Origin of the sequence: Legionella pneumophila subsp. pascullei (assembly GCF_900637585.1) — a bacterium.
GTDB classification, from domain to species: Bacteria; Pseudomonadota; Gammaproteobacteria; order Legionellales; family Legionellaceae; genus Legionella; species Legionella pascullei.
This window is the reverse complement of the sequence record NZ_LR134380.1, coordinates 1,537,683-1,564,536: the sequence shown is the minus strand read 5'-3', so window position 1 is coordinate 1,564,536 and position 26,854 is coordinate 1,537,683. Positions and strand designations below refer to the sequence as shown.

Sequence of the window (26,854 nt, the reverse complement as noted above, 5' to 3'; positions counted from 1 at the left end):
AATTCGAACCTCATCAATGAAAGCATTATCAGATCAGCCTATGCTTGCCTTGATTTAACCATTGCCAACGCCTCGAGCCAACCACGAAAATCTTTTTCAACCACCTCTCTTTCTCTGGAAGGCTGAAATTCGCACTCGACATCCCATATCTTATTTACTGAAGAAATTGAATCAAATAGTCCATAACCTACTGCAGCTAATACTGCTGCCCCTTTGGCGGTCGTTTCAATGTCTTTGGGCTTTTGAATTGTTAGTTGACACTGATCCGCCAGGAATTGTAGAAACCATTGGTTTACTGCCATACCCCCATCGGCTCTTAATAAAGTCAAATCCTGTTGACTATCCTCTCTCATGCACGTTAATACATCACGTGTTTGATAACAAACCCCTTCCAAAGCTGCTCTGGCAAAATGTGCCCTGTTAGTTGAGCGAGATACCCCTACAATAGCCGAACCTGATATTGATAACCAGTGAGGTGCTCCAAGACCAGTAAAAGATGAAACAAGATATACACCGTTATTGCTATCGAGACTTTGTGCTAATGTTTCGGTTTCACCAGAATGGGATATCAATTTCATTTCATCCCGTAACCATTTAACAGTTGTTCCGGCATGATAAATACTGCCTTCCAAACCATATATTGTTTTTTCTTTAATTTTATAAGCAATAGTAGTTAATAATTTGTGCTTTGAGAAAACAGGTTTATCCCCTGTGTTGAGCAATAAAAATCCTCCAGTACCAAAAGTAGCCTTAACCATTCCTCTATCGAAACAGCCTTGTCCAATTAAAGCCGCTTGTTGATCACCAGTCATACCTGTAATTGGAATTTCTACTCCAAGCCATTCTTTATCTATCACTCCAAAATGACTATCACTGGAGTGAACCTCTGGCAATATTGATTCAGGAATGGAAAACAATTCAAGCAACTGTTTATCCCATGTTTCATGATGAATGTTAAATAGCATAGTCCTGGATGCGTTGGTTATATCGGTCACATGCCTGGCACCTTTAGTCATTCGCCATATTAAAAAACTGTCTATTGTCCCAAATGCCAAATCTCCCTGGTGAACTAGTGATTGTGCTTGAGAGTTATTCTTTAGTAACCAGTTTAATTTGCTTGCTGAAAAATAGGGGTCAGGAAGTAGTCCAGTTTTCTCTTGTATCATTGAGGAGCATTCAGACAGGGAAAAACAAAATTCTTCTGTACGTCTATCCTGCCATACAATAGCTGGTGCAAGACATTCTCCTGTTTTTTTGTTCCAAATAAGAGTAGTTTCTCGTTGATTGGTAAGACCACAGCATAAAATTGCTTTTCCCTGAACTTGAGATACAACATCCCTCATCGCATTCAGAGTTTTTTGCCATATTTCCTCAGGATCATGTTCTACCCAACCCAAATTGGGGTAATATTGGGTAAGGGGGTACTGGCTGTTTGCGATTAAATCACCCTTAAGCGTGTAGATCATGGCACGAGTGCTACTTGTTCCCTGGTCAATGGCTAGTATATAGTTCATTATTATTAAGTCCCTCTCTATAATTATTATATTGAGTGTAATCTTTTTTCGGAGATAAAAACATGGATCAGGTTTTTGATGTTGCAATTATTGGTGGAGGCATCAATGGCTGCGGCTGCGCTGCAGATGCGGCATTAAGAGGACTGTCTGTGGTACTCTTCGAGCAAGACGATCTGGCTTCAAAAACTTCATCAAGTAGCACAAAATTGATTCACGGTGGTTTAAGGTATTTAGAGCATTATGAATTTGGTTTAGTCAAAAAAGCACTCCAGGAACGTCAAACGCTTCTCAATTTGGCTCCCCATTTAGTCCACTCCCAATCTTTTGTTTTGCCCTACTTAAAACATATGCGCCCCTCATGGTTACTGAGATTAGGTTTATTTTTTTATGATCATCTCAGCCGAAAAAATCATTTACCAAAATCCAAATCGATTCACAGAAATAATAAGAATAATTATTTCACTCCCCTAAAAGAGGAGTTAAATCGTGGTTTTCTTTTCTATGATGCCACCACAGATGATGCTCGATTAACCATTCTCAATGCCATACAAGCTAAAAATCATGGCGCAAGCATAAGACCACATGCCAAAGTAATCCACGCTGAGGTAATAAATAACGTATGGCATTTAACTATTCAGCCTACCAAAGGACAATGTTACAAAGCATATGCTAAAACTATCATTAATGCCGCAGGGCCGTGGGTTCAATCAATTGCCCAATTAACTCAAACACCTATCCAGAAAGATATTACCCTTGTTAAAGGTAGTCATATTATCGTACCTAAACTTTTTGAGGGAAATCATGCCTATTTCTTACAACATAATGACCAGCGGGTTATTTTTGTCATCCCCTACCACGGCTTTAGCATGATTGGAACTACCGATATCCACTATAGTGGAGATCTTAACCACATAGAGATCAGTGAAGAAGAAACAGATTATTTAATTGAATTAGTGAATGCTTACTTTAAATTTAAAATAACAAAAAGAGACGTAGTCCATTCATGGAGTGGTATAAGACCTCTATTAGCTGATGATAGTAAGGAATTAAAGTCATTAAGTCGCGATTATTCCTATGAATTTTATAACTCGCCTGCGCCCGTTATTACAATTTTTGGTGGGAAAATAACCACATACAGGCAATTGGCCGAAGAAGTAATAAATCAACTTTCCTCTATATTCCCAGGAATAAAGCCATCGAAAACAAAGCATACTCCTTTACCGGGAGCTACTTTAGCGGATATGAGTTTTACACAATATGTTAATTACGCCAAAACCAAATATCATTGGCTGGATAACGCATTGTTAAATCGCTACCTCAATACATATGGTTGTTATACTGAAATTTTTCTTTCTCAATGTAACAATATGGAAGCAATGGGGAAAAAATATGGCTCTTCACTCTATCAGGTGGAAGTAGATTATCTTGTTTTAGAAGAATGGGCGAATTATTGTGATGACATACTAAACCGTCGTACCAAGCTCGGTCTTACTATGGATAATTCTAGTAAAAAAGAACTTGCGGATTATCTGGCCAGTATTTCTACATATCCTTCTGCTCAAGCTGAGCTCGTATTTCACTAACATCCGCATCAAGTGCTTGTTGCGCCAACTCTTTTAAAGTGGACTCGGGTATGCTTCCAGCATCAGAATATATAACAATGCTGTCTTTAAAAACCATAAGATGAGGTATGGAACGAATCTCGAAAAAATCTGCCAACTCTTGTTGCTCTTCAATGTTCACTTTAACAAATTTAATAGCTGGAAACTGATCCGAAACTTGTTCATATACTTTTGAAAATTGCTTACAGGGAGCACACCACTCAGCCCAGAAATCAATAAAAACTATCTCATTGTCATTAATTAATGATTCAAATTCGGCACTAGTTATAGTCTGGGTCGGCATGTTAGCTCCTAAGTTTCGAGTATCGTTACGATGTTATCAAATATTTGCTCTACTGTACCTGTACCACTAATAGTATGAAATTTTGGAGCTTCTTTAGAACCAGATTCAGCCCACTCCTTATAATATTGCACCAATGGCGCTGTTTGGCTATGGTAAACCTGTAAACGTTTGCGTATTGTTTCCTCTTTATCATCATCACGTTGAATCAGGGGTTCGCCTGTAATGTCATCTATGCCCGGATTTTTCGGCGATTGATTCACAACATGGTAAACCCTTCCCGAAGGCTGGTGAATACGGCGTCCACTGATGCGTTCAATTATTTCCTCATCATCGACGGCTATTTCTATTACATGATCCAAGTGGATTCCTGCATCTTTTAAAGCTTCAGCCTGAACCAAGGTTCTTGGAAAACCATCAAACAGGAATCCTCTGTCACAATCAGAATTTTTTAGTCTTTCCTTCACTAACCCGATAATAATATCATCAGACACCAACCCACCTGATTCCATAATTTTTTTGGCACTTAATCCTAAAGACGTACCTTTTGCTATAGCAGCACGCAACATATCACCGGTAGAAATTTGAGGAATTTTATAACGGTTAATTAAAAGTGAAGCTTGGGTTCCTTTGCCGGCTCCCGGTCCACCTAAAAGCATTAATCGCATCCAAAACTCCTTAAATAATTCGTAATCATTATATACTTCAAATATAGTAACATATTAGCACTATAAAATTTTATAATTATTTAGCGCATGTTGACAAATAATTTTGGCCATGCATAGTCTTAAAAAACTATACGGATTGAGTTAGTACATTATAAGCTAGCCATCGTCACCTTATTTTTCAAAGTTTATTCCATTAAGAATAAACCGGATGTTACCTGATTTTCTATTTGAGAATAGAAATTTATACTTACTTACGATTAACCTCAAATTATGGTGATTATTTTAAATACAAAAAATCCTATACGTTCCAAGTCTGACTTCATTGCTATCGGTAAGTCCACAATCAGGTCATGTTATTACCACCAGGAACGTGACTTTAACGAGCCTTGGCAAGAATTGAGCTGCATACCATAAAGTTGAGATTTAGCTTTCACCTTACGTGCTACAGAAATCAACCATGGTTTTTTCAAATAGGTTTTTCTTTGATAACCGCCAATTCCTTCATGATAAGCCAAATAAAGTGAGTAAGCATCTGCTCGAGGAATACCTGCTTTAATATTAGCCTGATTAGCATACCAACCTATAAAATCAACGCCATCTCCAAAATCGTCGCGTGATGACCAAAACCATCCATTAGTACGTTTATAATTGTCCCAAGTCGAACGCAACGCTTGAGTATATCCGTAAGCAGTTGAGGGTCTTGTCCATGGAATTATCCATAACAGTTTGGTTCTTGGTGGCCTGGCTCTGGCATTAAATTTTGATTCCTGATGAATAATTGCCATTTGGACCGGAACCGGAACCTTCCAACGCCGCTCAACATCCTTCGAATCCACATACCACTTCGGATATTGTTTAAATATATTACAAATATTATTAATGTCTGCTGGAGGTTTGCTGACACAGCCTGCGAGTAAAATGCTAAAACAAAGTAAAGTAAATCTAATCTTCATGATTTAATGATAAAAAACTCATCCTGCAATATTGAATATCAATACTACGATATAAGATATTAATTTAAAAAATATTGTATCAAATATACTACTTACAATCTATGTCATTTAAAGTTACTTCTATTTCTTCACATGATACAATCAATCTCACATCTAAATTGTAAGATTGATAGATCTGGAGTATTTTACAAATCCCAAGACTTATTGATCGTTTCAAGCCAATTTACAAAATAAGAATTAATACCGAATTGGATTAGTAAATTATGACAATACTTGTTTTTGATATTGAAACAATTCCAGATATTGAGTCAGGGCGAAGGCTTTTTGCACTAGATGGCTTATCCGATGAAGATACAGCATATGCTATGTTTGCCTTAAGGCGTGAGAAAGCAGGCAATGATTTTTTGCCTCATTACTTACAAAAAATCTGCGCTATATCTTTAGTAATCAGTCATGGAACTCAAATAAAAGTATGGTCTCTTGGCGATGAACATTCTGATGAAAAAGAATTAATAACCCGTTTTTTTGCTGGAATTGACAAACATACACCCACCTTGGTGAGCTGGAATGGCAGTGGTTTTGATCTTCCTGTACTGCATTACCGTTCTCTACTCCATAGAATTAGTGCGCCCACTTATTGGGAAACAGGGGAAAATCAGCAAACCTTTAAATGGAATAATTATCTAAGCCGTTTTCACTATCGACATATTGATCTAATGGACGTCCTTGCAGGATATCAGAACAAAGCTTTTGCTCCCCTTGATGATATTTCAACCATGTTAGGTTTCCCTGGAAAAATGGGAATGAGTGGCTCAAAAGTTTGGGAACAATACCAGGCAGGCCAATTAAAAGAAATAAGAGATTATTGTGAGACAGACGTACTCAACACCTATTGTGTGTATTTAAGATTTGAGCTGATGCGTGGCACAATTAGTCAGGAAGGTTATGACAGAAAAATGGAAGAACTCAAAAACTATTTAGGTACCGAGCAAGATAAGATGCATTTACAAGAATTTCTCAAAAGAATGCCTTGAATATCTAAATCATCTATGTAAACTAACTGCCCTATCCTGACAGGGCCTGGCTCTAAAAAGGTCTCTGCCCCGTAAAAGTCAGGCTATGACTATCTGCTTCAATAACTTCCAAGGCTTTGACGAAGTCATTACTTTTCAAATGACTTAAGGTGCTATGATACCGTTCAAGCCCTAGCTGCTCGTAAGAGCTCAAATCAACTGCATTGGCTCCATTTGCCAATTGAGTCCATGACCAAATCGTTATCCACCATTCAATGATGGGTTTATAAACTTCTATCCATGCCAAAAGAGAGTCACTCAGTTCCTCTGTATTAAAGTAAGCTTGCAACAGAATAAGCTGTTGTTCTCGGTTTAGCTTGGCCTCAACCATAAAATAAACTAAATCCCAAATAAAATCATTATTACTGGAATATTCCCAATCAATCTGATGAATCTTTTCTGAACTCTTGATTTCTGGATTTTCCGACAAGATAAAATTAAGTGGCGTTGTATCATTATGGCAAGGAAATTGCAGAATATGATAAGAAGAAAAAATCCCCTGTAGCTTCTTCATCTGTTGCTCAATGAAATCTATTTCCCCAGGGAAATTAAAGCGTTTTCGTTTTAATAAATCCAACAGATCTTCATTTCGCTCAAAAAAATGAGTATCATTATCAAAAGAAGAAGACTTATGAAGTCTTCTCATCATAGTCGCTACCTCACACAGAATTTCCTTTCTGGCCAACGCTTTATCATCCAGCGCATGCACTCCCTCTATAAAGCGCGTTACTTGCAACCCATCTTCTGGATCAAAAAACGCTATCGGAACATTCAGTCCAAGTTGCTCAGCTTGTTTAGCATTATGAGCTTCATCTCTTCTGGTTATAAATGCTGAAGATCCTTTCCCAGGAATCCGCATAACCCATTTCTCAGGTGCATTTTTGATTCTTAGCCTAAATGTGGAATTCGTCATACCACCTGTCATTAATTTTAATTTCAAAACGTCAAGACCCAGATTCGCAAATAGCGGTATTCGATGAATCACTGGTAGGATAGATAGGTATTGTCGGGTCAATTGGACAAGTCGAGACCAATCTTTATTCACTAAAGAAGCCACAGACTGAGACTTGGGGTCTAGTAAACTGAGTATGTAAGTGATTAAATGTTCGCTTAATTTGGGTTTATTATTATCATCGCCAAAAAAGTATAATTTCATAAACGTCTTTATTAATTAATGACAAAACTGAATGCATTATATAAAAACTGATAATAAAATAACATATAATTCATCATTACTTTCCTGGGAATACTGAATGTTTTTGCACATGAATCGCTACATTAGCCTCTATTTTCTGCTCATTCTATTAATTGCACCATTTCACCTCCTTGGATTAGATAGTTATTATTACTGGGATTGGAGCAGGCATCTGGCTCTATCCTACTATGATGGTTCTCCCATGATTGCCTATTTTATCCGAATAGCCACACTTTTATTTGGAGATACTCTCTTTGCTTTAAACCTGGTTACTATAGTTTCTACTGCCTTGACCAGTTTTATAATTTATAAAACAGCGAGACTATGCCTTAACAAGGAAGCCAGTTATGTTAGCGTCTTAATTTGGCTATTTTCACCATTAGTCACTTTGGATTTAATCAATCAAACTACCTATGACACACCGTTAACTCTTTTTTGGGCATTAACCCTTTATTTTACAATAAGGTATATCCAGTTTAATCGAAATCAGGATTTGTATTACACAGGTTTGAGTATAGGCCTTATGCTGTTATCCAAATACTCTGGTATTGTTCTCGTGCTGGCTTTACTTATTTTTTTGGTTGCAACACCCTATAGACGACTTTTTAAATCCAGGCATTTTTATTTGGCATTAACCCTGGCAATCATTGTCTTCAGCCCGGTTATTCTATGGAATGCTCAACATGATTGGGTATCCATTCGCTACCAGTTAAGTACACACCAAACGCAAAATGCTCATAATACGATGGGGAGTATCTTGCATACCTTTTTTAATATATTCCTCCCTGCCATTAATTTTTTATTCATTCCCCCTACGTTATATCTATCCAAAAGTGTTCCTAGAAAATCCCCTGTATTTTATTTGTGCCTTATTATTTGCATAACATTTGTTCTTTTCTATTTATTTGTTGCCGGCAAAGCTACGATAAGAGGATATTGGCTGAGCCAATATATAATTACTGCCAGCTTATTAGCCGGTTATTGCTATCAAGAATGGGCTTATCGTAACTCCACTTATTTATTAATTGTATTCTACGTTCTGACCAGTGGAATTATTTTGATGAACAATACCACGCTTTTCAGTTTTGGATATTCAAAAAAACTGGCTTATTATCAATCGATACAACTACTCAATCATTCTGATGAAAAACTCCCGGGTATAGTCATAACCCCAGGATGGTTTGAGGCACGCATGCTGTTCTTTCTTAAAAATAAACCAACAATTTTTACCTTTGACTGTGGTTCAATGCAAAATCAATACAAGTATTGGTCACCTAATCTGAATACCCTTGACGAAGTATTATATATTGATACATTTGATAGATTATCATGTGTTAAAAAATACTTTACTCAGTGTCAATCATTGAATTTACCAGCAATCTTTGATGAAAAAGGTAAGCCAATCATTTACGCCTATCGTTGCAGTAATAAGCTAGATACTTAAAGAAACGAGATTTGCGAAAAACATAATCCCTTAGTTAAAAAATGTTCTTTATGAGGGAATTTAGTTTATCTAAACTCATTACACTTTTGTTTTCAAACTTGAGTTTCTTTAGAAGGGTTTGAATTAAGAGAACGAGTACCTTTTGATGACCAAATAATATTTGAATAAAACAGGTAATTGATAATAGATCCAATACCCAGACCTGAGGCTACAATGATATTTTCTTTCAAAATACCTTGCCCAAAGTAATGAACAAAAATATGAACCCATAGGCTTTGGAAATAAACCATAAAGGTGGAATAAATAATAAATTGTGTAAAACGGCTAAGCATGGATGTTTTAGCTATATGGAAATCTGTTTTTTGTTTGAAAGTAATGGAATGGTGAAATATAAAATTGGATACAATAGCAGCACTGATAGCAACTTGACTGGACACCAGAGCAGAATGGTTCGAACTCCGCAACCAATTGTATAGGCTAAATTGAATCAATGCTCCAAGGGATCCCACACAGCACATGGTAAGGTACTGGCGCAACTCTCTCAAGCGAAGGGTAAGAAGAATACGCAAGGTATCAATCATACTGTTCTTAGGTAATTTGCTTTTCCCTTTTTCTCTATCAATAAATTGAATAGGAAACTCAATGATCCTGGCTTTTGCCTTATGTAAAAGCCAGTATAATTCAAGTTTATACGCGTAGTTATTGGATAGAAAGTTTGAAGGCAATAGTTTCTTTAACAGATTAGTACGCGTTGCCCTTAAACCAGAAGTAAGATCTTTATATTTTCCAGTTAATAACATACGAGCAATCCAATTACCTCCTACAGATAATAATTTACGATGGAATGCCCAGTTTGAAGGAATATTTCCTCCTGAAATATATCGGCTCCCCACTACTACATCATGTTGTTTAAGTAACTCTAACATCGGAGCAATATAACAAGGTTGATGAGAACCGTCTGCATCAAACTCAAATACAATATCTGCATTCAACTTGTCTATTGCAATTCGCATGGCTTGCAGGTAAGCGGAACCAAGTCCAGTTTTCTGTGGTTCTTGTGCAAAATGCACACGTTGAGAGATATAGGCAAGCTCTTGGACTATATGGGCTGTTGAATCTGTGGAGTGACTATCAAATACAAGAATATGAACCTGATAATCTGTTAATGAACAAGTCTCCTTAAGAATCAAATCAATCGTATTAGAAATATTATCTTCTTCATTGTAGGTAGGGATAATAACAACGACTTTTTCTTTGTTGGGCATACTGATCAGATCATAAGAAGCAGATTATAGAAGTAAGCAAATCTTATCAAATGGTAGACTTGCCGTAAACAAACTTTAAGTTGCAGTTACTATTGTACAGATTTATTCTCTGTATATTGCAAGTTCTATATTACTTACAGAAAAATTTATCAGATTTTCTACCAAATTATGAAATAAACGTATATACTGTTAGACCGCCTTTTAGAAACAATTGATTCAGGGTTAATGCTATGTCTGAACCACTAATTAAAATTTCATACAGACAGGCCATTATCTTTGCTTGCTTCTTAGTTTTATATGAGTTTTTGACTTACATAGCCAATGACATGATCATGCCAGGTATGATCAATGTTGTTAAATCATTCAACGCGCCCGAAAGTATTGTTGCCACTTCTCTAACTGTCTATGTACTGGGAGGAGCCAGTTTGCAGCTTATACTTGGTCCACTATCAGATGCTTATGGCAGAAGACCTATGATGTTAATAGGATCGTGCTTGTTTTTTCTATTCACTCTTTTAATTGCAAGCTCACACTCCATGAATCAATTTTTAATCGCCCGATTTTTCCAAGGAATGGGGTTGTGCTTCATCGGTGTAATAGGTTATGCAACCATTCAAGAAATATTTGAGGAAATGGACGCTATTCGATTAATTGCAATCATGGCTAATGCCGCAATATTAGCTCCATTGTTAGGGCCACTATTGGGAGCCATAATCATTCATTATGCATCCTGGCGTTTAATTTTTATTATTATCGCTTTGGGGGCTCTTTTAGCCTATTGGGGATTATGGCGATTTATGCCAGAACCGATAGGAGAGATAAAAAAAGACGGTCAGATTATACCTAAAACACCGTTCTCACTGAACTCCATAATTCAAAATTATAAAGCATTATTATCTAATCCTGCCTTTTGTTTTAGTGCAATAGCAGAAGGTCTTGTAGGGATCCCCTGTATCGCCTGGATTGCTCTGGCACCAATCATATTAATTGCCGAAGCAAAATTGACTGTAATTCAATATGGTCTATGGCAACTACCCATCTTTGGAGCAACAATTTTGGGAAACTGGTGCTTACATCATTTAACTTATAAATATAAAATCGAGCGAATTATTTTTATAGGTTGTATCATAATGGTAGTGGGGCTTGCTCTGACAGCTCTCCTCCCTTATTTCTATGGCAATAATTATTTGTATTTGATACCAGGAATCATAGTTTACTTCTTCTCATTGAGTGTGATTAATGCCCCCTTGAACAGGTATTGTTTATTTGTGACTTCGGTAAGCAAGGGAACAGCATCTGCATTAATCAGCCTAAGCATTATGATCATCGGGGCTATTGGAATAGAAATAGCTAACCTGTTTTATGAACATCACAATAATTTGCATTTTGCCATCTATTGTAATGTTGTTGGATTATTATTTTTAATCTTTATAGGTTTAACCTTTTTTAAAGGTGCTCCCAAAAAATCTGAAATTCATGATGAAGCAAGTAGTAATATATCTAACTCTTAAGAGCAGCCCTCATTTGCATAACCTGATTGCTTTGTTTTAGGGAAATGACGAAAACATTGACATGGAGTAGAGTTAACGTGCATTAAATTGAGTCATACTAGAACATTTGCAATGCTAGACCAGGACTAAAGAGACAGCTCTTGCAAAAAGTCTAATATAAGAATTTACGTCTCTGAATTATCACTAGATTACAGCAAATTTTAGTTGGATATTTTCTCAACTCACTTTATCTAATCGCTACGATATCGACTTCATTTGTATTAACGTGAGTTTTATAGAGAAAGATTACATAGAAACCCGCCGATATCCAGGATCCGTTCGGGCTGAGGAGATGCGTAAGCATCGTCTCGAAGCCTTGGAAAAAAAGCTGAAGTCCCATATAAGGCTTCTTGACGGCATAAATGCCTCCTCACCCCGCGCGGCTTGAGATAACGACTGATCTTATCCATCACTCACGTTATACTATTAAAGCCTTATCAGGAGATAACGTGAGTAAGGTATTGATTAATACTACTATTAAATTCTGCGCGCAGGATGAGATTCCTTAAGCAAAAAAATGGCAATAAGCAAACTGGCAAGGAAACATACAGGCATAACTAACAATGCGGTCTGATAACTCGATATGCTGTATACATGAGCACCATTGACAATTCGCCAGGATCCCGTCTGTTGCAAGATATAACCAACGAGAGGCTGGAAAATGGCACCACCAATTAGTACTGACAAATTATTAAATCCAGATGCTGTGCCAACTAACTCAGGTGTATTATTTTCTTTAACTACTGCAAAACTTACCGTCTGTCCTCCAGCACCTAATCCTAAAACGAACAACACAACATAAGCCCAATTATAAGATAGTTCAGACCAATAAAGGATGATCAGAGTTGCAATCAACCCCAAAACCGCACTGATAATCAATGCAATACGACGACTCTCCAATTTGTCACTCAACCAACCTAATAATGGACTACCAACACCAATGCCTAGCCAAATCATACTGCATAAGCCTGAGGCAGCCACCACACTCACTTGAAATTTTTCCTGCAAAAAGGGAACTCCCCAAAGTGCGGCAAATACAGCAATAGGGGTCCAAATTGCAAAAGCATAACCGCCAATGATCCAGGTATAAGCATGTTTACATACAGCCACTAAGCGCTTCCATTCATCTCTTAAATAATGAGAGGGTATTGTCTGATTTTGCTGATGAGGATAATCACGAATAAATACCCAAAATAAAATAGCCAAGAGAAATCCAACACCCGCTAAAATAAAACTTGCACTTCTCCATCCAACCAAATCAATCAAAGCTGCCAATGGCATTTCCCCAAACATAGCGCCTACTGAACTCATCAACTGCGCTACTCCTGCTAGAATTGCAAAATAATAAGGAGGGAACCAGCGTGAAATAAGTACCAAAACACCAATAAAAGAAAATGCAGAGCCTATTCCTATCAAAAACCTACCTATGCAAGCCGTAAATACACTGTCTGTGGAAGCAAAAAAGGCAGAACCGAATGCGCACAAAACAATTGCAAAAGTCATTAGCTTGCGCGGACCATAACGATCATATAAAACTCCTGCTGGCAATTGTGTAGGGGCATAAGCATAAAAATAAAAAGCTGAAATCACACCAAAGCCTTGACCAGTCACCCCAAAAGTTTTCATCATCGACTCTGCCATAACGCTTGGCGCTACTTGTAATATAAATTCATACAAATAGAATGAAGCAGCCAGAAAAAAAATAAAATATGACGTTGCAAGTGTATTTTTTGCTCCACTAGCTGAAGCGACGTTGTAATGTGCGGTCAATTTAAAATCACTCTGTTAATTTTTATCAAATTAAACCTTATGCTTCTTTAGTTTGTCAATATGATTTTATTATAGGATACACTGCACCCAAAATTGCAATACCTTTAGCTCCTGTTATTGATGTTAAGTCGACAGGGATTTGGTTAATAGTCTGTGCCGCTAACCATGCAAACATCATTGCTTCGAGATAATCAGGACTAAACCCTAACTCTGCTATGCTTTTCACTGCCATCCCAGGCAATAGACCTGCTAAAGTCTCTTTCAAATGCGTATTATGGGCCCCTCCTCCACAGAGATATAATTGTTTCACTTCATTAGATGTATTTAATATCGTTTCTGCTATAGCATGGGCTGTAAGCGCCAATAAGGTAGCCTGAATATTTACTGGTGTATAATCCGGTTTTAAATGTTTTTGTAGCCAGGATAAAGAAAAATATTCTTTTCCTATACTTTTAGGCGAATCCAAATGGAAAAATGAATCTTGTAACAAGTGTTCAAGTAGAGGACGAATCACTTCACCCTGGCTGCCCCATGCACCGCTTTTATCATAGAGAGCTCCTTTGTTCTTATATATCCATGCATCCATCAGGCAATTGCCTGGTCCTATATCCCAACCTGTAGTCAATTGGTTCTTTGCAATGAAAGTAACATTAGCAATACCACCAATGTTAACAATTGCAACAGGCTCATTTACTCTGGAAAATATCTGTTGATGATAAAGGGGAGCAAAAGGCGCTCCTTGACCTCCATTTACCAAATCCCTTGTTCTAAAGTCAGCTACAACGGTAATGCCAGTTAAAGAAGAAATAGTATGTCCACAACCCAGCTGCAAAGTATATGGAATATTTCCACTTGTGTCATGGCAGACTGTTTGGCCATGACTGCCAATAGCCTGAATTTCTTTTGGATGTACTTTTATTTCAATCAAGAGTTGACGAACTGCTTCTGCAAACTCCCTGCCAATTAGAGTATTCAGTTGGCAAATCGAAGCCAGTGTTAAATACTTACCCAAGATTAAATCATCAAGGTTTTTCCTGACGTCATTACTATATTGTTTAGTAATTCCGTGAATTAATTGATTGGACGGAAGCTCAAGCAAAGCAGCATCTATGCCATCCATACTGGTACCTGACATCAAACCGACATATAAGCTCATTAATTACTCTAAATTTGAAATAGGATTCATAAATACTACTAAAACCTTTCTTCACAGGCAAAAAAATTACTATTTCTACTTTGAAAAATAATAAGTTCAGATGAGAGTTACCATTTACCAGTTATTTATGCTTGTCGTTTGATATTAAAACAATTGTAGAAATTGTTTGTAGTAATTTCTGCTATCTCTTGGAAGTCCATTCCTCTGAGTTGTGCGATAGTTTCTGCAACATGCTTCACTAAGGCGGGATGATTTTGCTTTCCCCTGTGTGGAACTGGGGCCAAATAAGGAGAGTCTGTCTCTATCAATATTCTCTCTAAAGGTATCTGTGTGGCTACTTCTTGCAAGGAAAGAGCATTTTTAAAAGTAACTATTCCGGAGAATGATATATAAAAATTCAAATCAATTGCTCTTTGAGCAATCTCCAAGTCTTCAGCAAAACAATGCATGACGCCACCTATCTGACTAGCCCCTTCCTCAGCCATCATCAGCAAAGTATCTTCAGCTGCTTGCCGGGTATGAATAATTAACGGCTTGGCAGTTATAAGTGCGGCCTTGATATGTTCTCTGAAGCGATCCCTTTGTAAAGATTGAGCTTCTTCAGTTGGATTACGATAGTAATCAAGTCCTGTTTCTCCTATAGCAATACAGGCAGGATTTTGAGCCAATTCACATAACATCTGTGCAGTAACAGGATAATTCATTTCACTATTCGGATGTACTCCAACAGAAATGCTAATATCAGGATAATCTTTAGCCAAATGCTCTAATTGAGGATAATCGCTCAACTCAACACAAACAGATAAGAAATGCTCTACCCCATTCTCGCGAGCCTGATTGATTACTTGAGCAAGATCATGATTAAAATAAGTTAAATCGATAAAATTTAAATGACAATGAGAGTCTACTAGCACATTTATACCTCAAAAGAATATCAATAAATAGGTTGTTAATTAATAAATTATAATTCTAGATAGTATCTGTAACCTGACATGATTTTAACATTCCCGCCAAATAGGTTTCTATCTTATTACATAAATAACGACTATTTTCTCCAGTAAATTGAACACCAACTCCCGGAGGCTTATTACCTTGCGCACCTTTAGGAGTAATCCAGACTACTTTACCAGCGACCAAATAAGGTTCATTTTCATTGAGTAACTTAACCGATAATTCAAGTGATTGTCCTAAAGGATAAACGTGTTGAGTTCTTATAAAAAGACCGCCACCTTTCACAAAAGGCATATAAGCTATATATAAAGTTGCTTCATTGGGAAATGAGCAGTTTATAAGCTGTGGTTTTTCGGTCATAACTCCTCCGTTTAATCAACAGGCATCCTCCATGAATAGTCCTATTTTAACTCATCATCTTGCTCACTTCGCTCTACTTAATAAAAAACTCAGTTTACAAGCAATGGTTTAATTCCTTTAAACTCAATTAATAATCAACAATCAAAGAAAATAATAAATCTTCTAAAACCAATGTATGATTTATATTCATATTATGGCTTAATTTTCTTAACAAAGTGTTGATTTTATCTATTTGAGCAAAAATCATTACCGGATTGAGTAATGAGGAGAGCTTATTTAATTGTTTTGCTAACGTACCAGAATAAACTACTTGAAACAAATGCATATACTGTATTTGAGAATAGACCAAATATAAAAACCACAAAAAAGTACTTAATTCATATTGAATCCATTGCGCAGCCAAAGCACATGGATGCTCTCTTAATTCAACGATTGCAATCAAGCCTTCTAAAATGGATTCTGAATGCTTGAGGAGCATTGTACTATTTGATTCCTGTGTATAGTACTCCCCTAAAGCCAATAAATTATTACAAGACAATTCATCAAAAACAGAAAATTGTGTCATTTGGCATCGGCTTAATACAGTCGGCGGTATATTATTAATTTGCTGTGCTAACAAAATAAAGATTGTATGTTTCGCTGGCTCTTCCAGAATTTTCAATAGGGCATTTGATGCGGCAATATTCATTGATTCAGCAGATTCGATAATGATTAGTTTATGATTAGTCCTTTGTGGTGTTAGAAACGCCGTGTTCTGCAATCCCCTAATTTGATCAATTTTAATAATTCCACCACTTTTTTCAGGCTTAATCCATTCTACATCTGGATGCTCAAAACGCCCTATCATTTGACAATCCATGCAAGTCAAACAAGGTTCATTCTGCTTTATTTTACACAAGAGTAATTTGATCGCTTGAGTAGTAAATTCTATAAGACCACCATGTAAAGAACCTAAAAATAGCATGGCTTGAGGAATTCGCCCTATCGCCAATGCCATTTGCATTTTCTGCCATTGTTCTTCATAAGTAATCATATGCTATGCTCTATAAACTCCTCGATTACTGATTGTATGGAGTATTGAACCTCCTCTAAAGGTCTGTTAGCATCAATCATGATAATTTCAGGATTTTTTTTGACAAGAATATGATATGTATTATGTATTCTATGAAAAAATTCGATAGATTCCTGCTCAATCCTGTCAAATTTCCCCCTTGATTTTGCTCTTTCCATACCAAGCTCAGGATTAATGTCCAAGTATAAAGTGAGATCGGGTTTGAATCCCTTTAAACAAAAATTCGATAGCTCATTAATAATCCGCATATCCATTTTGCGACCACCTCCCTGATAAGCTAAAGTAGAAAGCTCAAATCGATCAGCAATAACCCACTGTCCCTGACTTAAAGCGGGTTTTATCACTTGCTCAATCAATTGTATTCTTGCAGCGTACAGGAGTAATAATTCACTTCTATCATCCAGAACATTATTGTACTCTGGATTTTTGATAATACTTCTTAAAATTTCACCTATTATTGTTCCTCCAGGCTCTCTGGTTGTGATAGTACTGATTTTTTTTTGGGATAACAGTTCAACAACCAAATTGACAGCTGTAGATTTCCCTGCTCCTTCCAAACCTTCAATAACTATCAACTTCCCGGTTAACGATGACATTAATAATCCTTGCGTCTATATTGGTTAATTGCTTGTCTTTGTTGCTCATAGGTTTCAGAGAATTGGTGAGTACCATCCCCTTTCGCAACAAAATACAAATAATTGGATAATTGTGGATGTGCAGCAGCATCTATTGCCTCTTTACCGACCATTGCTATTGGGGTAGGAGGTAATCCTCTGTTCAAATAAGAATTATATGGTGATTCAATTAGCAAATCATTATGTGTTAATTTTCCTGTATATTGACTTCCAAGCCCATAAATAACAGTGGGATCCATTTGTAATGGCATTTTTTTCTTTAGCCTGTTTACCATTACACCAGAGATTAACTTTCTTTCTTGGGCAATTGCAGTTTCTTTTTCAATAATTGACGCAGCAATCAACAGCTCATAAGGAGTCTTATAAGGCAAATTTGGTGCTCTGTTTATCCAACTGACATTCAAATAATTTAATAAATTTCGATGAGCTTGTTGTAATAATGCCTTACTACTACTCCCACCCTGATATTGATAAGTGTCTGCAAGCAGTAATCCTTCTGCACTTGGATAATTTTCTTTTACTATTGACCAATCCTCTGGATTGTATTTCAAATAATTAGCTTGTCTTAAGTCATAATCTACTCTCTGCTGTGTAGATCCTTCGATAATCGTAAAATTTTGCGTAATTACATCACCAGCTACTACTCGCTTTAGCAGTTTCATTGCAGTTTCGCCAGGGGCAATTTGGTACACACCTGCCTTTAATTGATGTGATAATCCTTCAAAACGAATAATCAATAGAAAAAATTTTGCGGAACTTATTAATTTTTTATCTTGCAAGATATAGGCAAATTGATAAGCAGACGCTGCTCTATCCAAGGTTATAATCATTGGAACAGCACTTTTCGGAATTATTGGCGTATACAATAAACGATATACATTCCAAAATAAAAATAAAAAAGACATAAAAAACAAAGATAAAACAAAAATAACCAGTTTTTTATGTCTAGAAAATTGCATTTAGATTCGCTTGAACAGTAAGCTACCGTTTGTCCCACCAAAACCAAGAGAATTACTTAGAACATAATTAATTGTTCTGCTTTGTGGTACGTGTGCTACATAATTCAAATCACAGCCTTCATCAGGATTATCCAAATTAATTGTAGGTGGAGCTACCTGATCTCTTATAGCTAAAATACTGATAATTGCCTCTACAGCACCTGCAGCCCCAAGCAAATGGCCTGTCATGGATTTAGTTGAGCTAACTGCTAAATCGTAAGCATGATTCTGGAAAACACGTTTAATAGCTTTCGTTTCATTTAAATCGTTTAAATAAGTCGAGGTACCATGAGCATTAATATAATCAACCTGTCTGGGATCGACACCTGCATCCTGGATAGCTGCTTCCATAGCTCGTGAAGCTCCATCGGCATCTTCATCAGGTGCTGTAATATGATAAGCATCTCCTGACATACCAAAACCTACCAGTTCAGCATAAATTTTAGCTCCACGGGCTTTAGCATGTTCATATTCTTCTAACACCAAAATACCGGCACCTTCACCCATAACAAAACCGTCTCTATCCTTATCCCAAGGCCTTGAAGCTTTTTCAGGCTCATCATTCCTCTTGGATAAAGATCTTACTGCTGAAAATCCAGCGAGACATAGTGGTGTTGTAGTCATCTCGGCGCCACCACAAATCATGACATCAGCATCGCCATAAGCAATGATACGTCCAGCAAGCCCGATATTATGCGTTCCGGTAGTACAGGCGGTCACAACCGAAATATTAGGTCCTTTTAAATTATGCTTAATAGAAATCTGTCCGGCAACCATGTTAATAATACCTGCCGGAATAAAAAATGGTGAAACCTTACGCGGTCCACCTGCAACCAGTTTATCCTGGTTATTTGTAATTGTTTGAATACCACCAATGCCTGCCCCCACTGCGACCCCAATTCGACGAGATAAGGCCTCATCTATTTTTAAACCAGAGTCAAGCATCGCTTCATCAGCAGCAGCCATACCATATTGTGTAAAGACATCCATTTTACGGGCGTCTTTAATTGGCATGTGATTCTCAACATTAAAATTCTTGACTTTAGCCCAAATCTTAGTTGGGTATTCAGTAGTATCAAAATCCTCTACCAAACCTACCCCACTAACCCCAGCTAAAATATTTCGCCAAGTTTCTTCTACATTAAGTCCGACAGGAGTAAGCATACCCATGCCGGTAATAACCACACGCCGACTATTCAATGAGAGCTCCTTAAAAAAATTAAGCTTCTTCTTTATTTAAGTTAGATTCAATATAATCAATTGCTTCTTGAATTGTTGTAATTTTCTCAGCTTTTTCATCAGGAATTTCTGTTTCAAATTCTTCTTCAAGAGCCATAACCAATTCCACTGTATCCAGGGAATCAGCACCTAAATCATCAACAAAGGATGCATCATTCTTTAATTCTTCTTCTTTAACACCCAATTGTTCAACAACAATTTTGCGAACACGCTCTTCAACTGTACTCATAACGTAATTTTCCTCTTTCGGTTGATAGAAATTATTAAATACTGACGGCTAGTTTATTCAATTATACAGATAACGCAAGTGCATTTAACTCATATACATACCGCCATTGACATGAATTGTTTCACCTGTGATATATTTTGCGCTGTCTGATGCAAGAAAAGCTACAGCATCAGCAACATCTTCTGGCTGGCCCAGCTTACGCATGGGAATTCTTTTTAACATTTCTTCTTTCACCATATCAGGCAATGCGGTAGTCATATCTGTGTCGATAAACCCGGGGGCTACCACGTTTACAGTTATTCCTCTACTGCCAATTTCCTGTGCTAAAGACTTGGAAAAACCAATAACTCCAGCCTTGGCCGCAGTATAGTTTACCTGTCCAGAATTGCCACTAGCGCCTACAACAGAACCTATAGAAATTATTCTTCCCCAACGTGCTCTGAACATAGGTTTTAAACAAGCTTTGGTCATCCTATAAATAGAATTTAAATTTGTTTCTATTACTTTGTACCATTCCTCATCATCCATACGTAATAACAGGTTATCCGCTGTAATGCCGGCATTATTAACAAGAATGGAAGGGCACTGATCATTATCAGACAAGGTAGACATCAAATTTTCTACTTGCTCAGTGCTGGTTACATCCAAAACGATTCCTTTACCAGCCAATTTTTCTTTCTCAAAAAAAGAATTAATGGAAGCAGCACCCTGTTCAGTGGTTGCTGTTCCAAAAACAAAGGCACCATTTCTTGCCAATTTCTCGGCAACAGCACGACCGATACCACGGCTGGCACCAGTAACTAATGCAATTTTACCTTCTAAATTGATCATTTAGTTTCCTCTCAAACTGGGATATGTAAACGCTCTATGACTTGATCAAGACTAATGGTGTCATAAACGCTAATCGTAGTTAAATTTCTTTCAATTCTTTTTATCAAACCATTGAGAACCTTTCCTGGCCCACATTCGACAACGAGTTCAATTCCACGCTGTTGAATTAACTGAACCGTTTCAACCCAACGTACAGGGCTGTATAACTGTTCTTTAAGTTTATCTCTTATATGTTGAGTGGAATGATAAATACTTAAATCAACATTGCTTACTACATCGACTGAAGGAACCTGGAATTTTACTTGAGCCAAGTTTTCAGCAAACAGTTCTGCAGCATCTTTTAATAAAGGGCAATGACAAGGCACACTGACAGGAATTATCATCGCTAATCTGGCACCTGCATCTTCAGCCAATTGGATTAGTTTATCAACGGCTGTTCGATGTCCAGCAACAACAATTTGACCCAGAGCATTATAATTCGCTGGGGTAACAAGATGATTAGCTGTGCTGGCCTGCTCACATAACGAACGAACCTGTTCATCAGACAAGCCTACTATGGCGGCCATAGCCCCCTCTCCCAGAGGGATGGCATTTTGCATCACCTGTCCTCTGCGAGCAACTAACCGAGCAGCTTCCTTTAAAGATAAAGAATTAGCGCAAACCAAAGCAGCGTATTCTCCCAAACTATGACCAGCCATTACTTGAGGCTGGGGTACACCTAATTGTATTAATAAACGATAAATTGCAACATCAGCAGTTAACATAGCTGCCTGCGTATATTCAGTCTGGTTTAGTTTTGTTTCAGGACCATTTTGAACCAAATCCCACAAATCATAACCCAAGGCATCTGAAGCCTCTGCAAAAACATCGGTGATGACAGTATACTGTGGCATAAAGTCAGACAACATGCCTATAGACTGTGATCCCTGTCCAGGGAATACAAATGCTGTTTTTACCATAATAGAATTAATCCTTATTAATTAATTTAGTAACGAATAACCATAGCGCCCCAGGTCATTCCACCACCAAAGGATTCAATTAATAATATTTCATCCCTTTTAATTTGATTATTTTTAATAGAATAATCAAGGGCCAAAGGAATAGAAGCTGCCGACGTGTTACCTTGGTTGCCAATTGTAACAATAACATGTGACATAGGAAGAGATAATTTCTTAGCTATGGCTTGTATGATGCGTATATTGGCTTGATGAGGTATCAGCCAATCAATATCGGATTTTTTTAAATGACTTACTTCTAACACTTCATCAACAATATTACCCATGATATTAACAGCAATTTTAAATACCTCGTTACCTCGCATTCCAATCGTTGCGCGATCTTGTTCAAAAGTTGAATTACGAAGAACTAATAACTTATCAGAGTCATAGGCAGAATGTAAAACACTCCCCATAATACCCTGGCGATCACTTGCGCTTAAAACAACAGCACCTGCCCCATCTCCGAATAGGACACAAATCGAACGATCAGTCCAATCTACCGCTCTTGACATACTTTCGCTGCCTACGACAAGAACATGTTTGGCAGCCCCTGTAGTAATATATTGTTTTGCTACATCCATCGCATACACAAAACCACTGCACGCAGCACCAATGTCAAAAGCTGGAATTGGTCTTTTGATTCCTAAAGCATGTTGTACATGACAGGCAACACTAGGGAAAAAATAATCTGGAGTGCATGTTGCTACTAATATCAAATCAATATCTTCAGCATCAAGGCCTGATGCCGCCAGAGCTTGTTCTGCTGCTTTGGAGGCCATATAAGATGTTGTTTCGTGTTCTTGAGCAACACTACGACTACTAATACCAGTTCTGGTAACTATCCACTCATCGCTCGTATCGAGCATGGTTTCCAGCTCGGCATTAGTCATTTGTCGCTCTGGAGAGTAACTTCCAGTGCCATTAATAACAGCATTCTTCATAACAACAATCCTTGATTTATAAAATCATTTATTTGATCACGCACTAAATCAACAACATTATTTTTTACTTCGAGAACAGCCTGTTCGATAGCATGTTGAAAACCTACTTCATTGGCCCCACCATGACTTTTGACAACAATACCATTCAGTCCAAGCAGACTAGCACCATTATATCGCGATGGATCCAGACGATTTTTTAAGTGTTTTAAAGCAGGTAAAGCAATAAAACCAGCAATTTTTGTTAACCAGTTTCTGTTAAATGATTCCTTAAGGACAGTTAATAAAAGTTTTGCCAAGCCCTCACTAGCTTTTAATGCCACATTTCCAACAAATCCGTCACAGACCACTAAATCAACATCACCACTGTAAAAATAATCACCCTCAACGTATCCCACATAATTCATAACAGAACATTCTGCTAACATATGTGCGGTACGCTTAACCTGATCGTTACCCTTAATTTCTTCAACGCCAATATTAAGCAAACCGATTTTAGGTTTGGGTTTATTTTCTATTGCCTGTATTAATGCAGAACCCATCACAGCAAACTGAAACAAATGCTCCGCGCAAGAATCAACATTAGCTCCCAAATCAATGACTCTTGTTTTTCCACCCATGGTAGGTAACTCAGACACTATTGCTGGACGATCAATCCCCGGTAAAGTCTTTAAGACATATCGAGCGGTAGCCATTAAAGCACCTGTATTGCCTGCACTGACACAAGCCTGCGCTCTACCTTCCTTAACCAGGTTAATTGCTATTCGCATGGAAGAATCTTTTTTATTTCGCAATGCATGAGATGGCAATTCATCCATCGTAACAACTTCTGATGCATGGATGATAGTAAATTGCTGACAGGACAACATGCCATATTTTTTCAAAGAAGCACTGATCTTGTCTTGAACTCCTACAAGCAATAGTTTCAAATCAGGGTTGTTTTTAATAGCACGAATACAGGCAGGAATCACAATATCCAGGCCGTGATCCCCACCCATCGCGTCAATTGCAATGGTGATATTCTTCAAGAAAGTTACTCTTGTTCGTAAGCGGTTTCAGCGTCAATAATTTTTTTGCCTCTGTAATATCCATCCGGAGTCATGTGATGACGAAGATGGGTTTCACCAGTTGTTGGATCTACTGATAGAGTAGGCTTGGTTAATGCATCATGAGAACGCCTCATATCACGACGTGAGCGTGATTTTTTATTTTGTTGTACGGCCATTGTATTACTCCTAAACAAATTGCATTCATAAAGCGGGAATATTACCGATATTTTAACTTCAATCCAAGTATTAATTATCAAAATATCAAGAAGTTTCTTTTTTCCCAGTTAAAATTTCATTGATTTCGTTAGCACATTCATTAATATCAGGATGAACTTGTGGTGCATACAAATGCAGTTCATCAATAATTAAATCATTTAAATCAACTTGCCAGTTTGAAGAAACCAAGCATTCATATTGACTCAAAAGTTGCTCAGCTCTCTCATCATTTCGGCAAACAGCAATAACGGTCGAGTTATTATAGCATACAGTGAAGTTTTCCATACATCGCTGACATACATTGTTTAAGTTGCCTTGCACTCTAAGATGAATAAGATAAAAATCATCTTTTGCCTCTATATGATAAGACGCATGCAAATGGCATCCAGGACTAACAAATGCGGGCAAACGCTCGTTTAAAATCACTTCCTTTTCTTGCTGGCCATGCTTTGCCATCTCTTGTAAATGAATCATAGATAATTATCCAAAATATGGAATGCGTTACTTTTCAGTCTTTCAAGTTGTGTACAAGCACTTATTAACCGTTTAAGGCTTACTAGCGTAAAAAGACTAAAATGATAACTAACAACTAAAACAGAGTATTATCCAATTATATGTAAAAAATATCAACTTATTGGATAAACTATATCAGATCCTGCGCATGAAAAATTCTCTTGACATTCTTCAACATATGCATAGAGGACATGGAGTTTTTTCTCATTAGACTTTGTAACGGAATAAATCGATTTTAATAATTCGGAATCTTCCCAACTTCTAAACTCATCCGCAACCGTAAAAATCTACGGTTGTTTTAAATTATAAAGCAGCAGGATAATAAATATCCCTTTTTGCTATAGGATATTGCAAAATGAAAAATATTATTTTATCAGTACCCGTCGTTTTTTCTATATTCTTTCCTATTCCAAACAATGCAAGCAATTTTTACCCTAGCGGAATCGTGAGTGAATGGAATGCAATGCATACGGAAGGCGATCGTGTATTGGACTCCTTGAAGATTAACACGGGCAGCTTATATAATGTTGTAAGCCAATGGGATGGAAATGGAGAAATTTTTAATTTCAATGCAGGCCACATACGTATTCCTGATAGCCCAAGTCTTAATCCAATGGATTCATTTACAATAAGTACCTGGGTTAAAATCAACTCACATAATAGCTCAACATATCAAACGCTTGTGAGTAAAGTCCAGCGTAATGAGAATATGCATAGCACTGATCTCCTGTCTTACGACGCAACCGACATTGAAGGAACAAGTGCTTCACGTGGGAATTATTCGAAAACAGTTTTTGATGGTCGTTATATTTATAGTGTCTCAATACCACCAATAGGAAGTGCGTCTAAAATACTTCGCTACGATACTCGGTCAAACTTCACCGATCCTTCAGCGTGGAACACATTTACTATGCTAAAATTAAAAAAACAACCCGATGATAGACATTGGTATTCTGGATATAACAGTTTAACATTTGATGGAAGATATATTTATCTAGTACCCACAAGCTATTCCTATGAGCCTAATCATGGATTTGCTCTACGTTACGACACACATGGAGCTTTGGACCATACTTCATCATGGAAAAGTTTTGATATAAAAACACTTGATGGAATGAGCGATCTTGTGCGCTTTAGAGATGGTGCGTTTGATGGTAAATACGTTTACTTTACTGGAGGGGGCGTTAAAAAATCAATTGGACAAAAGATAGCTCGGTACGATACCTCGCTCAATTTTGATGACCCAAACTCATGGACCTATCAAGCTATTAACCTTATTCTACCTAATGTAGGCAATACTGTTTACAATTCCACTGTATTAGCTGGAAACTATCTGTACTTCATTCCTAGTGATGGGATGTTTGTCCGCTACGATATCACCAAACCTTTTAATAAGCCCACCAGCTGGACTTATTATAATGCAGCAAATACCAATGGAAGCAATTCAAGTATCAACTATATTGGTGGTGCCTTCGATGGTAGGTACATCTATTTTAGTCCAGGATCGGGCGCTTACGCTGAAAGTATGCTGCGTTACGATACCCAACAAGAGTTTAATAATCCTTCAGCTTGGTTGACTTATAGCGTAAAGGAGCCAATATCTTCAGGCAAATTTAGGTTAAAATCCTATAGTGGAATGGGTTTTGATGGGAGATACGTTTATTATTTTCCCTATAGATACAAAGAATATAATATCCCACGAGTTGAAGAGCGGTTTGGAGGCAGAATTCTACGTTATGACACAACAAAACCCTATTTAGAATCCTCTTCATGGAGTCAACTTGAATTTAATAATACCCAAGGTAATTTATTAAGCGTAACTTTTGATAATCGATATTTTTATATTCCAGTAGGAAACGGTTCTGCTTATAGAGCGATTATTACCCGCTTTGATACCTCATCGAATGATAATTACGCATTTTCATTCAATCGCAATTTCAGCTCTGACAATAACAGCGGAAGAACTCTAGGTCCAAATTTCAATATAGGTACCTCAAATGGATATTACTCACTATACAGTAATGCTGTATTAAATAATGGGTGGCATTTATTTACAGGGACTTATGATGGTTCAAAGATGTCTCTTTATATTGACACAAACCTTGCTACCAGTAGAAGTGCTAGCGGAGTCCTTAATATGAATAACGATGATTTATTGCTAGGCTCCTCTATCCATAATGCATTCAATTATTTTGGCGATATGAATAAAATACAATTATATAATCGTTCCTTAACTCTACTAGAAATAAAGCAACTATATCGTTTAAGTCCTTATGGGGGATGCGATTTGAGCGTAACAGACAGTTGCAAACGAAGTGACAATCGCAATAATTAG

Annotated in this window: 26 protein-coding genes; 5 read left to right on the top strand and 21 right to left on the bottom strand. The window is 37.2% G+C overall.

Annotated elements, in window-relative coordinates:
- Positions 1 to 38: 38 nt before the first annotated feature.
- Positions 39 to 1,514, bottom strand: coding sequence for a glycerol kinase GlpK (gene glpK, locus EL201_RS07190; protein ID WP_027221595.1), 1,476 nt, complete (start codon positions 1,512 to 1,514; stop codon positions 39 to 41).
- 62 nt (positions 1,515 to 1,576) lie between these two features.
- Here glpK and glpD point away from each other — a divergent pair, with 62 nt between their 5' ends.
- On the top strand, positions 1,577 to 3,097 hold the full coding sequence (gene glpD, locus EL201_RS07185) for a glycerol-3-phosphate dehydrogenase (RefSeq protein ID WP_027221594.1): 1,521 nt from the start codon (positions 1,577 to 1,579) through the stop codon (positions 3,095 to 3,097).
- On the opposite strand, the gene EL201_RS07180 is transcribed toward glpD, so the two are convergent.
- The 3 genes from EL201_RS07180 to EL201_RS07170 form a co-directional block, all read right to left on the bottom strand.
- Complete coding sequence (locus tag EL201_RS07180; protein WP_027221593.1) at positions 3,057 to 3,419, bottom strand: thioredoxin family protein; 363 nt, start codon at positions 3,417 to 3,419, stop codon at positions 3,057 to 3,059. The two genes, glpD and EL201_RS07180, sit on opposite strands and share 41 nt — an antisense overlap.
- A gap of 8 nt (positions 3,420 to 3,427) precedes the next feature.
- Positions 3,428 to 4,084: an adenylate kinase gene (gene adk / locus EL201_RS07175; RefSeq protein ID WP_027221592.1), complete on the bottom strand. Its 657-nt coding sequence runs from the start codon at positions 4,082 to 4,084 to the stop codon at positions 3,428 to 3,430.
- Positions 4,085 to 4,440: 356 nt separating this feature from the next.
- On the bottom strand, positions 4,441 to 5,037 hold the full coding sequence (locus EL201_RS07170) for a transglycosylase SLT domain-containing protein (protein ID WP_027221591.1): 597 nt from the start codon (positions 5,035 to 5,037) through the stop codon (positions 4,441 to 4,443).
- Between the two features lie 263 nt (positions 5,038 to 5,300).
- Here EL201_RS07170 and EL201_RS07165 point away from each other — a divergent pair, with 263 nt between their 5' ends.
- Complete coding sequence (locus EL201_RS07165) at positions 5,301 to 6,071, top strand: 3'-5' exonuclease (RefSeq protein ID WP_027221590.1); 771 nt, start codon at positions 5,301 to 5,303, stop codon at positions 6,069 to 6,071.
- 52 nt (positions 6,072 to 6,123) lie between these two features.
- Here the strand turns inward: EL201_RS07165 and EL201_RS07160 are convergent, their stop codons facing one another.
- Positions 6,124 to 7,266 carry a phosphotransferase family protein gene (locus tag EL201_RS07160; protein WP_027221589.1) on the bottom strand — a complete coding sequence of 381 codons (1,143 nt, stop codon included), beginning with the start codon at positions 7,264 to 7,266 and terminating at the stop codon, positions 6,124 to 6,126.
- Between the two features lie 97 nt (positions 7,267 to 7,363).
- On the opposite strand from EL201_RS07160, the gene EL201_RS07155 reads away from it, so the two are divergent.
- Positions 7,364 to 8,749 carry a glycosyltransferase family 39 protein gene (locus EL201_RS07155; protein ID WP_027221588.1) on the top strand — a complete coding sequence of 462 codons (1,386 nt, stop codon included), beginning with the start codon at positions 7,364 to 7,366 and terminating at the stop codon, positions 8,747 to 8,749.
- Positions 8,750 to 8,841: 92 nt separating this feature from the next.
- Here the strand turns inward: EL201_RS07155 and EL201_RS07150 are convergent, their stop codons facing one another.
- Positions 8,842 to 10,014: a glycosyltransferase family 2 protein gene (locus EL201_RS07150; RefSeq protein WP_027221587.1), complete on the bottom strand. Its 1,173-nt coding sequence runs from the start codon at positions 10,012 to 10,014 to the stop codon at positions 8,842 to 8,844.
- Between the two features lie 230 nt (positions 10,015 to 10,244).
- Between EL201_RS07150 and EL201_RS07145 the strand changes: the two genes are divergently transcribed.
- Positions 10,245 to 11,525, top strand: a complete 1,281-nt coding sequence (locus EL201_RS07145; protein WP_027221586.1) for an MFS transporter — start codon at positions 10,245 to 10,247, stop codon at positions 11,523 to 11,525.
- 516 nt (positions 11,526 to 12,041) lie between these two features.
- On the opposite strand, the gene EL201_RS07140 is transcribed toward EL201_RS07145, so the two are convergent.
- The 15 genes from EL201_RS07140 to EL201_RS07070 form a co-directional block, all read right to left on the bottom strand.
- A complete protein-coding gene (locus EL201_RS07140) occupies positions 12,042 to 13,334 on the bottom strand; it encodes an MFS transporter (RefSeq protein ID WP_027221585.1) in 1,293 nt (430 codons plus the stop codon).
- A gap of 55 nt (positions 13,335 to 13,389) precedes the next feature.
- A complete protein-coding gene (locus EL201_RS07135; protein WP_027221584.1) occupies positions 13,390 to 14,490 on the bottom strand; it encodes an anhydro-N-acetylmuramic acid kinase in 1,101 nt (366 codons plus the stop codon).
- 125 nt (positions 14,491 to 14,615) lie between these two features.
- Positions 14,616 to 15,404 carry a TatD family hydrolase gene (locus tag EL201_RS07130; protein WP_027221583.1) on the bottom strand — a complete coding sequence of 263 codons (789 nt, stop codon included), beginning with the start codon at positions 15,402 to 15,404 and terminating at the stop codon, positions 14,616 to 14,618.
- Between the two features lie 55 nt (positions 15,405 to 15,459).
- Positions 15,460 to 15,801, bottom strand: a complete 342-nt coding sequence (locus EL201_RS07125; protein ID WP_027221582.1) for a PilZ domain-containing protein — start codon at positions 15,799 to 15,801, stop codon at positions 15,460 to 15,462.
- Positions 15,802 to 15,928: 127 nt separating this feature from the next.
- Positions 15,929 to 16,834 carry a DNA polymerase III delta subunit-related protein gene (locus tag EL201_RS07120; RefSeq protein ID WP_027221581.1) on the bottom strand — a complete coding sequence of 302 codons (906 nt, stop codon included), beginning with the start codon at positions 16,832 to 16,834 and terminating at the stop codon, positions 15,929 to 15,931.
- Positions 16,831 to 17,469 (bottom strand): dTMP kinase, encoded by a 639-nt coding sequence (tmk, locus tag EL201_RS07115; protein WP_027221580.1) that lies wholly within the window; start codon positions 17,467 to 17,469, stop codon positions 16,831 to 16,833. The genes EL201_RS07120 and tmk overlap by 4 nt, the downstream gene beginning before the upstream one ends.
- Complete coding sequence (mltG, locus tag EL201_RS07110) at positions 17,469 to 18,467, bottom strand: endolytic transglycosylase MltG (protein WP_027221579.1); 999 nt, start codon at positions 18,465 to 18,467, stop codon at positions 17,469 to 17,471. Before mltG ends, tmk begins: the two co-directional genes overlap by 1 nt.
- The gene (fabF, locus tag EL201_RS07105) at positions 18,468 to 19,706 is read right to left on the bottom strand and encodes a beta-ketoacyl-ACP synthase II (protein ID WP_027221578.1); all 1,239 of its coding nucleotides are present in this window, start codon (positions 19,704 to 19,706) and stop codon (positions 18,468 to 18,470) included. It lies immediately after the preceding gene.
- A 19-nt stretch (positions 19,707 to 19,725) separates the two neighbouring features.
- Positions 19,726 to 19,974: an acyl carrier protein gene (gene acpP / locus EL201_RS07100; protein WP_003631752.1), complete on the bottom strand. Its 249-nt coding sequence runs from the start codon at positions 19,972 to 19,974 to the stop codon at positions 19,726 to 19,728.
- Positions 19,975 to 20,058: 84 nt separating this feature from the next.
- Positions 20,059 to 20,805: a 3-oxoacyl-ACP reductase FabG gene (fabG, locus tag EL201_RS07095; RefSeq protein ID WP_011213688.1), complete on the bottom strand. Its 747-nt coding sequence runs from the start codon at positions 20,803 to 20,805 to the stop codon at positions 20,059 to 20,061.
- Positions 20,806 to 20,816: 11 nt separating this feature from the next.
- Positions 20,817 to 21,764 (bottom strand): ACP S-malonyltransferase, encoded by a 948-nt coding sequence (gene fabD, locus EL201_RS07090; protein ID WP_027221577.1) that lies wholly within the window; start codon positions 21,762 to 21,764, stop codon positions 20,817 to 20,819.
- Positions 21,765 to 21,790: 26 nt separating this feature from the next.
- The gene (locus EL201_RS07085) at positions 21,791 to 22,744 is read right to left on the bottom strand and encodes a beta-ketoacyl-ACP synthase III (protein ID WP_027221576.1); all 954 of its coding nucleotides are present in this window, start codon (positions 22,742 to 22,744) and stop codon (positions 21,791 to 21,793) included.
- Positions 22,741 to 23,769, bottom strand: a complete 1,029-nt coding sequence (gene plsX / locus EL201_RS07080) for a phosphate acyltransferase PlsX (protein ID WP_027221575.1) — start codon at positions 23,767 to 23,769, stop codon at positions 22,741 to 22,743. The genes EL201_RS07085 and plsX overlap by 4 nt, the downstream gene beginning before the upstream one ends.
- Positions 23,770 to 23,774: 5 nt before the next feature.
- Entirely contained in the window at positions 23,775 to 23,966 is a 192-nt protein-coding gene (gene rpmF, locus EL201_RS07075; protein ID WP_010947121.1) for a 50S ribosomal protein L32, read from the bottom strand.
- An 85-nt stretch (positions 23,967 to 24,051) separates the two neighbouring features.
- Positions 24,052 to 24,480 (bottom strand): YceD family protein, encoded by a 429-nt coding sequence (locus EL201_RS07070; protein WP_027221574.1) that lies wholly within the window; start codon positions 24,478 to 24,480, stop codon positions 24,052 to 24,054.
- A gap of 394 nt (positions 24,481 to 24,874) precedes the next feature.
- Between EL201_RS07070 and EL201_RS07065 the strand changes: the two genes are divergently transcribed.
- Positions 24,875 to 26,854 carry a LamG-like jellyroll fold domain-containing protein gene (locus EL201_RS07065; RefSeq protein ID WP_027221573.1) on the top strand — a complete coding sequence of 660 codons (1,980 nt, stop codon included), beginning with the start codon at positions 24,875 to 24,877 and terminating at the stop codon, positions 26,852 to 26,854.

Bases quoted from the DNA above. Each gene is read 5' to 3' on its own strand.
- glpK (WP_027221595.1), bottom strand. From the start codon at position 1,514: ATGAACTATATACTAGCCATTGACCAGGGAACAAGTAGCACTCGTGCC.
- glpD (WP_027221594.1), top strand. From the start codon at position 1,577: ATGGATCAGGTTTTTGATGTTGCAATTATTGGTGGAGGCATCAATGGC.
- EL201_RS07180 (WP_027221593.1), bottom strand. From the start codon at position 3,419: ATGCCGACCCAGACTATAACTAGTGCCGAATTTGAATCATTAATTAAT.
- adk (WP_027221592.1), bottom strand. From the start codon at position 4,084: ATGCGATTAATGCTTTTAGGTGGACCGGGAGCCGGCAAAGGAACCCAA.
- EL201_RS07170 (WP_027221591.1), bottom strand. From the start codon at position 5,037: ATGAAGATTAGATTTACTTTACTTTGTTTTAGCATTTTACTCGCAGGC.
- EL201_RS07165 (WP_027221590.1), top strand. From the start codon at position 5,301: ATGACAATACTTGTTTTTGATATTGAAACAATTCCAGATATTGAGTCA.
- EL201_RS07160 (WP_027221589.1), bottom strand. From the start codon at position 7,266: ATGAAATTATACTTTTTTGGCGATGATAATAATAAACCCAAATTAAGC.
- EL201_RS07155 (WP_027221588.1), top strand. From the start codon at position 7,364: ATGTTTTTGCACATGAATCGCTACATTAGCCTCTATTTTCTGCTCATT.
- EL201_RS07150 (WP_027221587.1), bottom strand. From the start codon at position 10,014: ATGCCCAACAAAGAAAAAGTCGTTGTTATTATCCCTACCTACAATGAA.
- EL201_RS07145 (WP_027221586.1), top strand. From the start codon at position 10,245: ATGTCTGAACCACTAATTAAAATTTCATACAGACAGGCCATTATCTTT.
- EL201_RS07135 (WP_027221584.1), bottom strand. From the start codon at position 14,490: ATGAGCTTATATGTCGGTTTGATGTCAGGTACCAGTATGGATGGCATA.
- EL201_RS07125 (WP_027221582.1), bottom strand. From the start codon at position 15,801: ATGACCGAAAAACCACAGCTTATAAACTGCTCATTTCCCAATGAAGCA.
- EL201_RS07120 (WP_027221581.1), bottom strand. From the start codon at position 16,834: ATGATTACTTATGAAGAACAATGGCAGAAAATGCAAATGGCATTGGCG.
- tmk (WP_027221580.1), bottom strand. From the start codon at position 17,469: ATGTCATCGTTAACCGGGAAGTTGATAGTTATTGAAGGTTTGGAAGGA.
- mltG (WP_027221579.1), bottom strand. From the start codon at position 18,467: ATGCAATTTTCTAGACATAAAAAACTGGTTATTTTTGTTTTATCTTTG.
- acpP (WP_003631752.1), bottom strand. From the start codon at position 19,974: ATGAGTACAGTTGAAGAGCGTGTTCGCAAAATTGTTGTTGAACAATTG.
- fabG (WP_011213688.1), bottom strand. From the start codon at position 20,805: ATGATCAATTTAGAAGGTAAAATTGCATTAGTTACTGGTGCCAGCCGT.
- fabD (WP_027221577.1), bottom strand. From the start codon at position 21,764: ATGGTAAAAACAGCATTTGTATTCCCTGGACAGGGATCACAGTCTATA.
- EL201_RS07085 (WP_027221576.1), bottom strand. From the start codon at position 22,744: ATGAAGAATGCTGTTATTAATGGCACTGGAAGTTACTCTCCAGAGCGA.
- rpmF (WP_010947121.1), bottom strand. From the start codon at position 23,966: ATGGCCGTACAACAAAATAAAAAATCACGCTCACGTCGTGATATGAGG.
- EL201_RS07070 (WP_027221574.1), bottom strand. From the start codon at position 24,480: ATGATTCATTTACAAGAGATGGCAAAGCATGGCCAGCAAGAAAAGGAA.
- EL201_RS07065 (WP_027221573.1), top strand. From the start codon at position 24,875: ATGAAAAATATTATTTTATCAGTACCCGTCGTTTTTTCTATATTCTTT.